This is a genomic window from Streptomyces sp. NPDC111507 (genome assembly GCF_055638955.1).
Window position 1 is genome coordinate 1 of the sequence record NZ_JBVKBU010000005.1, and the last position, 14383, is coordinate 14383.

A 14383-nucleotide genomic window follows, 5' to 3' on the forward strand; every position below is an offset into this window, starting at 1 on the left:
ACACGCTGGAACAACTCCCACAACCCGTCCGGCACCAGACGCTCCACCATCAGCACACCGACAGACTACCCAACCCACCAATTGAGATGATCTCTTAAGCGATATTCGGCCACTATCCGTGACGGCGCGAACGCCGAGTACTTCAACCTGTGGGACGTCGAGGGGTCGGACTTCCCGCTCATGCTCAACGACGCCGCGAAGGTCTAGAAAGCCCGCGAGATCATCGCCGCCGGGCAGCGCAAGATCGTATCGGGCGGATCGTCAAGAGGTCCACGAGCTACAACACGCAGTGGGACTTCCACTACAACCCCTACACGGTCTCCTTCGCCGACCTCACCATCGAGGTCCGCGACCGGCGGCCCGTGCCTGCCCGGTCTGTACTGATGCTTCTGGACCGGTCGCCGGACCGCCGAAGTCCCCGCACCGTAACCCCACGCCCAGCTCGGCCACGGGGAGGATCCTTGAGGGCCACTGCGGCAGCCGCGTGGCCGAGGGCGTGTCCGCCGGTTGCAGGGAAGCAGCCTGAAATAGGGTCAGGTAGGGCAGGTACGGGAGACCGGCGCAGTGAAGCGACACAGCAGGCGGAGCAGGTTCGACACGTCACTGACGGGCGCGGTCGCGGTGGCTCTGACAGTCGGCAGCTGCGGCGTGGGCGGTGGCAGCGGAATCGGTCCGACCGCCACCGGCGACGGTCCCGGCACCGCGCGGAGCGTCACCGCCGACGCTGCCGCCTGGCATAAGTGGGGCCTGACTCCGCTGCCAGCACCTCCGGAAGCCCCAGCCGACAAGCCCGTCAGACTTTTCGCCACCGGATCAGTCCCGGTCTTCGCAGGCATGCCAACGACGCGCAAGGTCGTGTTCATCACCATCGATGACGGGACGGAGAAAGATCCCAAGTTCATCGAGATGATGCGGGACTTGAAGATTCCCATCACGATGTTCCTGATGAACGACGCAATCAAGTCGGACTACGAGTACTTCAAACCGCTGCAGGCGATGGGCAACCACATCCAGAACCACACCCTGCACCACCCCGCGATGAACACCATCCCGCTGACCCGGCAGAGGGAAGAAGTGTGCGGCGACCAGAACGTCCTCACCAAGCAATACGGCACCGCGCCACTGCTGTTCCGCCCGCCCTACGGCACGTACGACAAGAACACCAAGGTCGCAGTGAGTGAGTGTGGGCCCCGGGCGATCATCTGCTGGCGGGAGTCCATGCAGATCACCGACATGCGGTACCAGGGGGCCGACAAGAAGCTGCACCCCGGCGACATCATCCTCGCTCACTTCCGCGGGCCCAAAGAACTCAACGGCACCACGATGACGAAGATGTTCGGCAATCTGCTCCAACGCATCCACGAGCAGGGGTTCGCAGTGGCGCGCCTGGAGGACTACATTCAACAACCGGCAGGATGAGTCGGCTTTCCCAAACGCACTCGGCGAGTTTGACGTGTTGAACTGCGGCTTTACGTCGTGAGCATGTGTGTGACGTAGGCCACGAACCCAGCGTTCACCGACGGCCGGGACAGATCACCTGACCGTCCGACGAGCAAGACCGGGCAGCGAAGCCGCAGGCAGCTTCAAGCTTGGGAGATCAGGTGACTCTGCCCGGCGCAAGGTTATGCCCGGGTGTGAGTTGGCTGCAGTCCTACGGCCGACGCGTGTCGTCGTAGGCCGACGACGCCATCATCGCGTTCTAAAACTCGCCGATTAAAGAGATCTCCGCCTCAGTCCCAGCCAAGATGAGCGACCCGCGCCAGCTCCACCCGCTTCCGCAGGCACTCTTCACGAACTCTTCGACGCCTACGACGCGCCAGTCCCCAACCCTGCTAACAACGTCCGTTCATCGCCCAGACGTGCCCTCTGAAGCCGCCCTGTGCTCCCACGTGGGCACGCACAAAGAACGGCCCGAGCCGGGCCTCGATCGGGTTGGCCGAGAACGCGTAGGTCGGGGTGAAGCACAGTTCGGTCCGATGGCCTCTTCCGCGACTTGGTCCGCCGGAAGGTGACGTCGTGCCGGTACAGGATCTGCCGCAGCCGTTCCCGCCCGATCTCGATCGGGTGGGCGGCGTGTGTGGTGAGGTAGTCGGCGAGCTTGCGGATACTTCACCGGGTGATGCTCAGCAGCTGCTGACGACTGGATTGACTGTCAGACAGTTCAGCTCGGTATGTGCACGGTCAGGTAGCGCGATGGTCATCCGAACACCAGTTACGAGGTAGTGACAATCGAGGGCCAACTTCTTGGCGCACCGAATGCTCTTCTTCGGTGAAAGCGCGCCAATTATGCAGCTATGAACCCCTAGTTGGCGCAAGGGGAACGAAGAAATCCAAGGAGACCTGAGCATGAAACTTGGTATGAAGCGGCTCGCGGTAGTCGGCGCGCTGGGTGTGGCCTCTGCAGCACTGGCGGTATCCCCGGCGTTCGCGAAGAGCGACATCTCGATTCAGGCCACCCCCCACACCGCGCATGCCGGCCACGTGGTGAAAGTGCACGGCCAGGGTGACGACGACGCTGAGCAGTACACCGTGCTCGTCATACAGGAGCGGTCCGGCAAACCCGGCCACTGGAGCCACTGGCACGCCGTCGCGCGGAGCTTCGACGGCGACGCGCGCGCAAACGTCAAGGCCACGCGCACGGGCGAGCTGCAGTTCCGTTCAGTGCTGTACTCGACCGACAGGCACCACCAGCACGCGAAGACGGACCGCACCTCCACGCCAGTTACCGTCCACGTCGTCCGCTAGCCGACGCAAGAGCACCGCACGCTGATCGACCGCCTTCCCCGGAACGAAAGGGTCGTTCCGGGGAAGGCGGCACCGCTCCCCGCACGACGAAATGGCTGGGTTCTACGTCAAACGCCCCTTCGGGTGACAGAGGACGTGATCCGGTTGGGGTGATCGCGCCCGCCTGGAATGCGGATGATGACGACGAGGCACGGTTCGGATTCGCCGGGGCGAGTCGCCGGCTCCTGCAGTGAGCAGGTGCCGGTGGTCTGTATCTGCGGATCGATACCGCTCAAGTCCATCGATCGCGGCGTGAGGATGCACCACACGATGGGCGAGGGCACATGGGACCGCTTCCTGGGCGTCTACGCGCAGGTGACCGCCGCGCAGGCCAGACTGACCCCGCACAACGCGGTCACCGAGATCGACTGGCCCATGGCGGGAAAAGCTCCCGGTGTACGTGGAGTTGCGCTGTCCTGCGAGGACGGGCCCTCTTGTCTCACCACCGTCGGCCTTGTCTCCGAACCGTCGGCTCTTTCGCCAGGCGCTGCCCCGGTCGCCGGTCTGACTCCGTTGCTGAATTCGAACGCGTTGGTCAGGCTGCGAGTCGGTAGACGAGCCGGGACACGAGGCTACGGTCAGGCCTTGAGTCCCTCGATCGTCACGGGAAGGTGGCGGGGGCCACGCAGCACCGCGTTGGCACGGTACGGCGGTGGGTCCTCGATCAGGCTGAAGCCCTTGACCCGGCGGAACAGTTCGGGCACAGCCGCATGGAGTTCCATACGGGCGAGAGGGGCGCCGAAGCAGTAGTGGATGCCGGTGTAGAAGCCCAGGTGCTCGTTGTCCTTGCGGTCGGGATCGAACCGGTCGGGGTCCTTGAACCGTTTGGGGTCGCGGTTGGCCGCGGCCACCATGAGCCAGATCGGCGAGCCCTTGGGGATCGTGGTGCCGGCGACGTCGATGTCGGCCAGGGCAGTGGTCCACGGGACGAACTGGACCGGGGGCTCGTACCGCAGCACTTCCTCGATGAGCGGGACGGCCAGATCCGGATCCTTCTGGAACCGCTCAAGGACGTCGGGGTGACGCAGCAGGGTGAGGGTCGTATTGGTGATCGCGTTGACGGTGGTCTCGTGTCCGGCGACCAAGAGCAGCACCGCGGTGGCCTCCAGGTCTGCCGGTGTCATGTCGGGAGCGAGCGCGCTGAGCATCCCGGGGCCAGGGTGGCGGCGCTTGGTCTCGATCAGGTCGGAGAGGTAGGTGCCCAGCTCCTGGCGAGCCTGCTGTGCCTTGTCCCGGCCGTCGTCGCCGGAGTGGGGATCGAGTGACGACGCCAGGGCATCGGCCCAGCCGTGGAAGCGTGGTTCGTCCTCGCGCGGCACGCCCAGGACCCTGCAGATGGCCGTGACGGGAAGGGGGTAGGCGAAGTCCTCGACGATGTCGATCTGGTCCTTGCCTTCGAAGGCGTCGAGCAGTTCGGTGACGAGCTCGGCCAGGTCTCCGCGCAGGCCGTCGAGGAATCTGGGGCTGTGCGGGGGACCGAACGGCCGGTTGATGGTGTTGCGCAGCCGGTCGTGCACGGGCGGGTCGGTGAAGATGAAGCTGGGCGGCAGGCCGCTCTCCTCCGCCGGTTGCCCGACGCGGGCGTAGCCGGGTAGACGGTTGCGTGTGTCATTGCTCAGCCGCGGGTCGTTGGCCAGGCTCCGCACCTCGTAGTAGGTGCTGACCAGGTAGGTGCCGTCGTCCTCCCGTCTGACCGGTGTCTTCCGCAGCTCCGCGTAGAGCGGGTACGGATCGGCTCGATTGGCGTAGTCGCTGATCTGCGCGGAGATGGGGCCGGGCGTCATGGTGTCTCCTCGGGGTCTGGGCGGCACAGGGCCGGTGATCAGGCATGCGACGGGACGAACTCGACACGCCCCTCGCTCGGTGGGTGACCCGTCAGCGTGACGGTGGGCCCGTGGGTGGGCAGGTGGGGGTCGGGGAAGGCCGGGTCGACCGGCTGCAGCGTTTCGATGCGGCGGTCGCCCGTGCGGTACTCCGGCGGGAACGGCGCGCCGGCGGCGATCTGCCGCTCGTAGCACCCCAGCCACTTGGCACGGTCGAAGGACGCCGTGTCGATGACACGGCCGCGGAACCCGTACACCGCGACGAACCGCTCCTCGTCGAGCGCCCCCTGGGCGACGACCACATCGTCGCCCCAGCCGAGGGAACGCCCACCGACTTGATGTCGACACCGAACTGGGAGGACCAGGACATCGGCAGCCACAGGTGCGGACGGCGATCGGGACTTGCGCAGAAGATGGTGTGGGCGGCGATCTCGGCCTGTTCGACCACATTGCCCCAGTGGTCCAGCGACAGGCCGCGCTCCGGTCCCGGTGGTGATCAGCAGGCGGTCGTAGCGGACGGTGTCGCCGTTCGCCAGGCGTATCTGCTTGGCGTCCCGGTCCAGGCCCTGGGCGGCGAGGCCCAGACGCCATTCGGCGTCGATGCCGCGCCGCCGCGGCAGCGCGGTGTCCTCGGGCCGTGCCTGCTTGGACAGCGGTGGCCGGCCGCAGGGCTCGTACGGCTCGACGCCGATCATGGTCAGCGATCCGGTGAAGCCCTGGTCGCGCAATGTCTCCGCCGTGCGCAGACCGGCCGGCGAGGCACTGGCGACGACGATGCGGCCCTGGCGCCGCAGGACCTCGACGTCCGTGTCAGCCGGCATGGGGCTCCGCCCCCTTCGTCGGCTCATCGGAGCAGTCGACGAGGATGGCCTGGACCGGTCGGGCGGCTGCAGCCCTTCCCACCAAGTCACGCTGTGCCTCGGCGAAGCGAGGGGAGAACAGCGGCGTCTCGTCGCCGTGCAGGGCGAAGACGTCCGGCGCGAGCAAGACGCGCTGCGCGATCCCTGGCGCCGGTTGAGATCGACGACAGGCCTCATCTGGAACCCGCTCCCTGCGCGGGCCGCGGTCCCCGTAGGCTCCGCAGCCATCTGCGCTCGGTCCATACGGTGGTCGGCATGCCTCTCTCAGGATGGGCCTCTGCGCAGGGCGCTCGCAAGGCGAAGGCTGCCGGGCAAGCCGATGCGCACCCGACCGGCCAACCGCATGGGAGACGAGGCGCTGCCGGCCGCCTGAACGTCGGACGGCCGTCAGTCCTGCCCCCTCCGGGCCGCCGCGACGCCCGTCACATCCGGCGCGGCTCCGGACCCGATGCCTGCCACGTGTGGTGGACCTTCGCAACCACCAGCCCGGCCCACCCTGGAGTGGCCGGTGATCAGCATCTCAATGGGCGGTCCGGCGGGAACCCGAGCCAGGCGCGGAGTGGTGCGGGTCGTGACACGCCTATGGCCGCTGCTGGGGGCGGGCTGGGGTGGGTGGCGGGAGAGTCTGCTCGGCCCAGACGGTCTTGCCGTCGAACGTGTAGCGGACGCCCCAGCTCTGCGCGAGTTGGGCGACGATGAACAAGCCGCGCCCGCCTTCGTCGATGGTCTTCGCGTGGCGCAGCCGCGGCGCGAGAGAATTGCCGTCGTGGACTTCGCAGGTGAGCGTGCGGTCCTTCATGAGCTGCAACTGGACAGGCGGGGTGCCGTAGCTGACGGCGTTGGTGACCAGTTCACTGACGATCATTTCGGTGGTGTAGGCGGTTTCCTCATCGACTCTCCAAAGGACGAGCTGGCGGCGGGTGTGGGTACGCGCCGTGGCGACAGCTTTGGGATGGGGGTCGAGATGCCACGTGGCGACCTGGTCGGCGGGGAACGGGTGGGTGCGGGCGAGGAGGAGGATGACGTCGCCGTGGTGGGTGTCGTTCCGCAGCCGGTAGAGCATGTCATCGCACAGATCCTGCAGTGGCCGCTCAGGGTGGGCCAGCACCCGTTGAAGGGCGTCCGGGGACGGTGAGGTGTGCAGCAGGGACGCGGTGTAGAAGCCGAGGACGCTGCCGTCGGCGACAGAGATGGTGGTAGCGGCGAAGGAGGGTCCCTCGGCAGTGCCCAGTGGAGGTCCGGCCGGCAGGTCGGGGATCTCGGTGCTCCCGTCGGGGTGGGCGATGACGGGTGGGGGATGGCCGGCCAGGGCGATGGTGCAGGTCTCGGCGAGCGGGTCGTAGACCGCGTACACGCAGCTTCCTGTGAGTGGCATGGGATCGCCGGGCGGCAGAGCCGCGCGTTCCTCTGCGAGGCTTATGGCGGTGTCGTTGAGGCGGGCGAGGAGCTCGTCGGGGTCCAGGTCAAGAGCGGCCAGGGAGTGGGAGGCGGTCCGGATCTGTCCCATCGTGGTGGCCGCGTGGATGCCTTGGCCGGCGGCTTCGCCGACCACCAGTGCGGTGCGGGCGCCGGACAGGGCGAAGGTGTCGAACCCGCCGCCGCCTCCCACCTCGGAGGGCACGTGCATGTGCGCGGTTTCGACGGTGGTCCGCGTCGCAGGGTGGGGCAGCAGCAGGTGACGCTGGACTGTCAGGGCGATGGTGTGTTCGCGGGTGTAGCGGCGGGCGTTGTCGATGCACAGCGCCGTGTGAGCGGTCACTGCGAGGGCGAGGGCGACGTCGTCCTTGTCGTAGACGTCGACCTGGTCGGTCCGGTACAGGCTCAGCAGTCCCAGCACGGTTCCACGCAGTGTCAAAGGTGCCGTGATGAGAGAGCGGGCACCAGAAGCGCGGATCGCCTCGGCGCGTGGCGGGTCGGCTGCCAACCAGGGCGTTTCGGGTCCCAGGGCGACGAGGCGGGGCTTGAGGTCGGCCAGCGTCCGGGCGTAAGGCGTGGGGAACGGCAGAGCACGCACGTCGCCCACCGGATGTGCCTGGATCTGCTCCTCGCCGCCGCTGTGACCGAAGGCGGCACGGCGCAGCGGTACCTCCGGTCCCAGAGGACTCAGGGGAGGTTCCTCGCCACGTACCACGGCGTCCACCACTTCCACCACGGCGATGTCGGCGAGATCCGGCACCACTGCCTGCACCAGTTCCTCGCAGGTGGCCACCACGTCGAGGGTCTGTCCCACGTGCTCGCGCACCGCGCCGAGGACTCGCATGCGGGCGCCCACCCTTTCGTATTCGGTGACATCGAGCATCTCCGTCAGCACCCCCCAGACCCTCCCCTGCGAGTCCTCCAGACGAGATGCCGAGACGGAGAACAGGTACTCCGGTCCCGGTGCGCCCTTCGGACGCACCCCCACGAGTCGCTCCCGTACGGGCGCGCCGCTCTCCAGTACGCCGTACAGCAGGGCTTCCACCTCACCTGGTGCGGAAAGGTCATAAACGTCGGTGATGTGTCGGCCCACGATCTGTTCCACGGGCGCTTCGTGCAGAACCGGCCTGGTGAGGTTGATCCGTAGGATGCGCAGCTCCGTGTCCAAGATCAGCAGGCCTGTAGTCGACTGGTGGAACAGAGCTTCCAGTACTGCAGCGCCCGCGCCCGGCGAGACGGCTTCGTTTTGGACCACGGCGACCCACCTCCACCATCCAGCCTGCACCTGGCCCCGATACGCCGCTCCCCGTCTCCCGAGAGGTCCCGGACGTGCCGCCTTCGTTGCGGGCCCCAGCGCGCGGTTGTGGAACGCTTGTCGGCGTATTGCCACATAGGCGCACATCAGCGTCGGGAGCGAGGCGGACCGCGTCGGCCGGTTCTTGGTCTGGCAGCCCCGGCTGCGAGGCTGTCCTCACGTCCGACGATCATCTCCAGCTCGGCAACGGCCTCGTCAACGAACTCGTTCGTTCGCAAGGTGCGCGACGTAGTGCGGCCCCGCCTGCGATGCGTTGCAGCCCAAGCATCGGTCCTGGCCTCGCCTGAGGCTGGGTCGGCGCCATCACGCTGCGCGCGGAGGAGCTGTGCGACGCGGGTTCAGCATCTCGGCAACTCACTTCGCACCTGAGGACGACAGGCGGCGTGTCGTATCGAGGCCGCGGCCGGCCTGGCCCGGCAGGCTGGGGCCCGGGCGCGACAGGGCCTGCCAGTGTCGCTGGAATGGGTGACGGCCTCGGTCACTGGGCGTGCCTCAGGTCTCTGGATCCGTGGTCGAGAACCTGCGACCCGGGCCGCGCGGCCGGGGCATGCGCAGTCGGGGCGCGGGGGAAGCCTGCGGCGCCTCCCGCTCGTTGCGGTAGGCCGCGAATGCCGCGATGCCGACCCGAGACAGAGCCACCATGGTCATGAAGGACATGCGTGTCCTTCCGTCCGCGCCCGGCTGTCGTGCAGCGCCAAGTCCCCTACGGCCGGGCGTACCTGTGTTGCCGGCCGAAGGCTGCCACCGGCACCTACGCATCGGGTGCGGACCGTTGGAAACGAAGCGGACTTGAGCGGCTATCAGGTCGCTCGTGCACGTCATTGTGCGGGTCGTTTGTGCAGTTCGTTTGTGGTGCGCAAGGTCTTTACGCCACCGGTCGCGAGCTGCACCCGCCGCGACCCGCCTCCACCCACTTCGCCCGGGTCGGCCTGCACGGATCCGCTGGGGACTGCCCGGCTGAAGTCGCGCACCGCCTGCCGACTCCGTGAGAGGAGGGCCGATGTGCGGTTGGACGGTGCGGCCAACGGCGGTGCTCAGAATGGCCAAGTGGGACGATCAGTCACGCTCGGTGTGACCGTTCTGGGGATATCCAATCTGGGCCATCTCAGCGTGAAGGTCGTCCAGGCGGCGCTCGGCGTTCAGCAGCCCGACGACGGCTTGAGTCAGCGGCTTATGGTCCAGGATGTGCTGGATCGCCGTCAGATCTGGCGCCATCTCGTAGTACTCCTCGGCGAACTCCCGATACGCCTCGGCGGTCCCCGCCACGAGGACGTCGAACAGCCGGCTCGCGCCGTCCACGTCTCCGTCGTTCTCCTCCGGAAGGTCCACGACCCCTCTCTTCCAGCCGGCATCCGAGGCCTCGCGCCAGAAGCACACCGTTGCTCTCAGGGTCCCGTCATGCTCGCAGAAGGCCGGCTCGCTCAGGAGCGGGCGGAACACCTCGGGTACGGAGTCCACCAGACCAGGCCACAGACGGAGCGGTTCCTCAGCCCAAGGTGTCATCGGCGACTCGTGGTCGAAGCCGCGCGCGAACGCTCCAGCCGACGAGAACACCACCGAGTAGGCGTTCCCCGAGCCGTCGGCCATGGACGCCACACTCTCCCCCTCGGACCAGACCGGATCGAAGGAGTAGTAGCGCAGCGAAGGCTCCCCGCACATGATCACGTCCAGCATGGCCATGGCCCGCGCTCGTTCTTGAACGACCGCTGTCTCCGGCAGCTGGGCGGTCACCTCATAGACAGTCATGGGTGCATTCGATCGGCTCCTACTGACACCGACGGATGATGGGCCCGTCGGCCGGTGACGGGTCCGAACATCGCCACAACGAAGAGGACGGGCGACACCCACTCCGTCATCGCTCGCGAAGCCGCCGATGCCACCAAGGTCCGGCGGGAGACAACGGATCCGGCAGAGTCCGGCGCAGAAGCTGGGTATCCAGCGTTTCGACGATCACGCGCAGATCAGCACGCGCCCGAGGCGGCAGCCCGGTCAAAGCGGCTTGGAGCGTGTCACGCGCCCCGACCACGTCGCAGCACGGGCAGTCCGCCCGCGAGACATAGAGCAGCCTTCCCGGACGCTTCAGGAACTCGACAACTACGGTAAACGCACCGAAAACAGCCCCAGGCCTCAAGCGCTCGGTCTCCAGCCGCGCCACGGCTGCCTGCGAGCTCCGCGCAAGGCCGGGAATCTGCTTGCCCCCTCGAACCCTGTCGCGAGGACGCCGGCCGGCGCGCACGGCGCTGGGCGGCCTACGCGGCATCGCCCCTTTGGATCGTCATGCCGGCAGTCTGCCACGTGTCAGCACGGCAGTGGGTCCAATATTTCCGGTCACAGCAAGCCGCCGAGATCCCGTGCTGGGCCGCCGACCGAGAAGGAAGCGGCAAGCCGGACAGCGAGTGGAAGCAGGAGCTGCTCCAGAAAGTCCGCCCAAGAGCCCCGGTGTCGCCTACAGCGTTGCACTCGCGGCCCCGGTGGCACGGTCGGGACGCAGAGGAGGTCGCGGGCAGCCGCAAGGCGGGCCGGATCAGGCGGGCGACGGGCCGTTGGGCTGGTCGATTGCGGAGAGCTGTTGTTCCGTCCAGATGACCTTTCCGCCGGATGTGTAGCGAGTACCCCAGCGGTCGGCGAACTGGGCTACCAGGAAGAGGCCCCTGCCGCCCTCGTCCATGGTGGTGGCTCGGCGCAGATGCGGAGAGACGCTGCTGCCGTCGGAGACCTCGCAGATGAGGCTGCGGTCGCGGATCAAGCGCACGCCGATGGGGCCGGCTGCGTGCCGGATGGCATTGGTGACCAGCTCGCTGAGGATCAACTCCAGGGTGAACGCCTCCTCTTCCATATCCCAGTCGCTCAGGAGCCGGGCGGCGGCAGCACGCACGCCGGCAACCGCCGAGGGGTCGGACGGTACGTCCCAGGACGCGGTGCGATTGCCGTCGAGCAGCCGAGTGCTGGCGACAAGCAGGGCTACGTCGTCGCGTGGCGCTGCGCGGACCATGGCATTCATCGCTGCCCGGCACACCTGGTCCGACGTTTGCCCGGCGTGTGCGACAGCGCGACGCAGGCGCTCGATGCCTTGATCGATGTCATGCTGCCGGTCTTCGATCAGGCCGTCGGTGTAGAGGACGATGGCGCTGCCCTCGGGCAGAAGTATCTCTGTCTTTTCGTAGGGCAGTCCTCCCAGCCCCAACGGCGGGCCGGCCGGTACGCCGGGCAGGTCCGCATGCCCGTCCGGGCGCACGATGATCGGTTCCAGGTGGCCCGCCCTGGCCATCGTGCAGTGACGGGAGACCGGGTCGTAGATCACGTACAGGCAGGTGGCGCCCGTGAGTGTCGGTGCCTCATCGTCACCGTCCCGGTCCTGGTCGATGCGGGTGACGAGTTCGTCCAGGTGACAGAGCAGTTCGTCAGGTGGCAGGTCGAGCATGGAGAAGTTGTGGACGGCGGTGCGCAGTTGTCCCATGGTGGCGGCGGCATGCAATCCGTGCCCCACGACGTCGCCCACCACGATGGCGACGCGGGCTCCAGGGAGGGGTATGACGTCGAACCAGTCACCGCCGACGCCACCGAGTCCTGCCCCTGCCGGAAGATAGCGGTGAGCCACGTGGACCGCGCTCTGCTCGGGGAGCGCGTGCGGCAGAAGGCTGCGTTGCAACGTGACCGCCATGGTGTGCTCGCGGGTGAAGCGACGGGCGTTCTCGATACTCACCGCCGCGCGGGCGACCAGTTCCTCTGCGAGCGAGAGGTCTTCCTGAGTAAACGGTGTCGGCTCCTTCGAACGCCAGAACGTTGCCATGCCGAGGATCACTCCGCGGGCCCGCAGGGGAGCAGCGATCATGGAGTGGATCCCGTATGCCACCAGTCTGCGAGCTCGGTCGGGGTCCTGCGCCTGCCAGCCGGAGAAGGCTGTCAGGTCGGCCTCCAGCACGATCTGCCCGGAACCGAAGCCGGATGCCTGTGGTGTTGACGGGTCGAAATGGATGAGCTCACCGAGAGGGTAGAGCGGTGCGTCCTTGCGTATGCCGTCCACTGCCACACGACGTAGTTCGGCTGCACGCAATGGGTTCGGTTCGTCGCCGCGCAGCACGGCATCGACCATGTCGACGGTGACGTAGTCGGCGAACCTGGGCACGGCGAAGGCCGCCAGTTCCTGAGCCGTGTGCGTCACGTCGAGGGTGGTGCCGATGCGTATACCGGCGTCGTACAGCAGTTTGAGCCGTTCCTGGACGACTTCCACCCGGCCCATCAGTGCGCTGAGTTCGGTCGTGTCGCGCAGCGTGGCGACCCAGCCTCCCAGCCCGGGCTGCTGCGCCATGGGGCGTTGGCTGACGGCCAGGAGCCGGTCGCCTACCTCGATGACCTCGTCCGTGGTCGCCCTGCCCGACAGGAGAAGCTGCTCAGCCTTTGGTTCGAGTCCCAGATCCGTGACGGGCCGGCCGTCCCCGTCGGCCCTCAGCCGGAGCAGGCGCCGCGCTTCGTCATTGGCCAGCAACAGACGACCCTGGGAATCGACGATCAGAACGCCTTCCCGTACCGAGTGCAGAACAGCATCGTGGTGCTCGTACATACGGGTCATCTGCGTCGGGCCGAGGCCGTGCGTCTGACGGCGCAGGCGCCTGCTGATCAGTGCTGTTCCTCCGGTGGCCGCCGAGAGCACCACGCCGGTCGCCGCCAGGACGAGTGGCACCTGCCGCCCGGCTGCCAGGCTCACCTGCTTGACCGTGATGCCCGCGGCGACGAGACCGATGACCTTCCCGCCACCCGTGGTGACGGGAACGACGGTGCGGACCGAGGGGCCCAGCGTCCCGGCAGTGGTCTCCGTGACGATCCCGCCGTGCTGCGCTGCCGCGATGCTGCCGATGTAGTGCTGGCCGATCTGCGCGGGGTTCGGATGGGTGTAGCGGATGCCGGTGGGACTCATCACGACGACGAAGTCCACGGCGGTGCGGCGGCGGGTTTCTTCGGCCTGCGGCTGAAGCACGGCGGTCGGATTGGCGCTGGACAGCGCCTGTCGCACAGTGGGGGAAGCGGCGACTGCCGAGGCAACGGCCAGTGACCGGGTACGGGCCTCGCGCTCGGCGTCGGCCCGGTACTGGAACATCAGGGTGGCGACCGCCGCTGCCGCAAGGGCCAGGATCAAAATGGCCTGCAGGAGGAAGACCTGGCCGGCGACGGTGGGCAGCCCACGCCAGGACCGCAGGCGTCCGATCAGCTGGTGCATATGCCCATATAACATCGCGGATATACCAATATCACCCCCCAGAGAGCGCGCGACCTCACCGGCGGTTCGAAACGTACCCGGATGTGTACGCACGGTGAGTGCGAGTCATGGCCGATCTCGCTGTCAGCCCAGGTGAGCACCTGGATCTCTCTTTGTCGCTCATGTGACACCCAGCGCGTGCGTGACGGCGTCTGCCATCGCCTGGCGCGCCGCATTCCGTACGGGGCGCGGATCGACCGCCGCGACGTCCGCCGCCAGGGTCTGGCGGACCGCCCCGGTGAGCGCGGCGGACAGCGCCCGTCCCGATGTTGACCTTCACCATGCCTCCTGCCACGGCACGTCGCAGCTCGGCGTCCGGGGCACCGGTCGAGCCGTGCAGCACCAAGGGCACCGGAACAGTCTTCACCAGCCGGGTGATCAGGACGTGGTCCAGCTGGGCGGTCCGGGGGGCCATCGCGTGCGAGCTGCCGACGGCCACCGCCGGCGCGTCCGCCCTCGTGGCGGCCACGAGCTCGCGGGCCCGATCGGGATCCGTGCGGGCGCCCGGCGCACGCACCCCGTCCTTGCCACCGATCTCGCCCCACTCGGCTTCCAGTCAGAGGTTCCTGGCATGCGCCGAGTCCACCGCGGCACGCGTGGCCACGATGTTGGCTGAGTGCGGCAGCGCTGAGATGTCGAACATGAAGCCCGTGGCTTCGGCGCCCCCCGACGACCGCCTCGGCGTGCGCCAGGGTGATCACGTCGAAGGCGCCGACGGCATGTCCGGCGAGGCGGGCGGAGCGGACCAGTTCGGCGGTGGGAACCAGAGGCATGGGAAGCTGCCGCTCTCTCACTGGCGAACATTCACAGTGCATGAAATTGCTCGTTTGAGGCCCATAAAATGCTCATAGACGCCACGGAATTTCATGGCTTCGCACACAGGCGCGTGTCCGGCGCGCGTACCTCGGCGTGCGTTCACCCGCGCTCGCCA

General features: G+C 67.6%; 8 protein-coding genes and 2 pseudogenes. 3 read left to right on the top strand and 7 right to left on the bottom strand.

Going from position 1 to position 14383, the window contains the following annotated elements; genetic code table 11:
• Window positions 1-149: 149 nt before the first annotated feature.
• The 3 genes from ACZ7M2_RS21155 (at window position 150) to ACZ7M2_RS21165 (ending at window position 2745) form a co-directional block, all read left to right on the top strand.
• Window positions 150-740 (top strand): BP74-related protein, encoded by a 591-nt coding sequence (locus tag ACZ7M2_RS21155; protein ID WP_471596545.1) that lies wholly within the window; start codon window positions 150-152, stop codon window positions 738-740.
• Window positions 649-1419 (top strand): polysaccharide deacetylase family protein, encoded by a 771-nt coding sequence (locus ACZ7M2_RS21160; RefSeq protein ID WP_471596546.1) that lies wholly within the window; start codon window positions 649-651, stop codon window positions 1417-1419. Before ACZ7M2_RS21155 ends, ACZ7M2_RS21160 begins: the two co-directional genes overlap by 92 nt.
• Before the next feature lie 927 nt (window positions 1420-2346).
• Entirely contained in the window at window positions 2347-2745 is a 399-nt protein-coding gene (locus ACZ7M2_RS21165; RefSeq protein WP_471596547.1) for a hypothetical protein, read from the top strand.
• A gap of 617 nt (window positions 2746-3362) precedes the next feature.
• Here ACZ7M2_RS21165 and ACZ7M2_RS21170 read toward each other — a convergent pair.
• The 7 genes and pseudogenes from ACZ7M2_RS21170 to ACZ7M2_RS21200 form a co-directional block, all read right to left on the bottom strand.
• Window positions 3363-4568, bottom strand: a complete 1206-nt coding sequence (locus tag ACZ7M2_RS21170) for a cytochrome P450 (protein WP_471596548.1) — start codon at window positions 4566-4568, stop codon at window positions 3363-3365.
• A 38-nt stretch (window positions 4569-4606) separates the two neighbouring features.
• Window positions 4607-5428 (bottom strand): annotated as a pseudogene (locus ACZ7M2_RS21175) (FAD-dependent oxidoreductase).
• 619 nt (window positions 5429-6047) lie between these two features.
• Complete coding sequence (locus ACZ7M2_RS21180; protein WP_471596549.1) at window positions 6048-8138, bottom strand: ATP-binding SpoIIE family protein phosphatase; 2091 nt, start codon at window positions 8136-8138, stop codon at window positions 6048-6050.
• 552 nt (window positions 8139-8690) lie between these two features.
• Window positions 8691-8855, bottom strand: a complete 165-nt coding sequence (locus ACZ7M2_RS21185; RefSeq protein ID WP_471596550.1) for a hypothetical protein — start codon at window positions 8853-8855, stop codon at window positions 8691-8693.
• A 399-nt stretch (window positions 8856-9254) separates the two neighbouring features.
• The gene (locus ACZ7M2_RS21190; protein ID WP_471596551.1) at window positions 9255-9944 is read right to left on the bottom strand and encodes a hypothetical protein; all 690 of its coding nucleotides are present in this window, start codon (window positions 9942-9944) and stop codon (window positions 9255-9257) included.
• A 778-nt stretch (window positions 9945-10722) separates the two neighbouring features.
• Window positions 10723-13413, bottom strand: coding sequence for a SpoIIE family protein phosphatase (locus tag ACZ7M2_RS21195; RefSeq protein WP_471597002.1), 2691 nt, complete (start codon window positions 13411-13413; stop codon window positions 10723-10725).
• Between the two features lie 159 nt (window positions 13414-13572).
• Window positions 13573-14225: pseudogene (locus ACZ7M2_RS21200) on the bottom strand (class II fructose-bisphosphate aldolase).
• Window positions 14226-14383 lie beyond the last annotated feature (158 nt).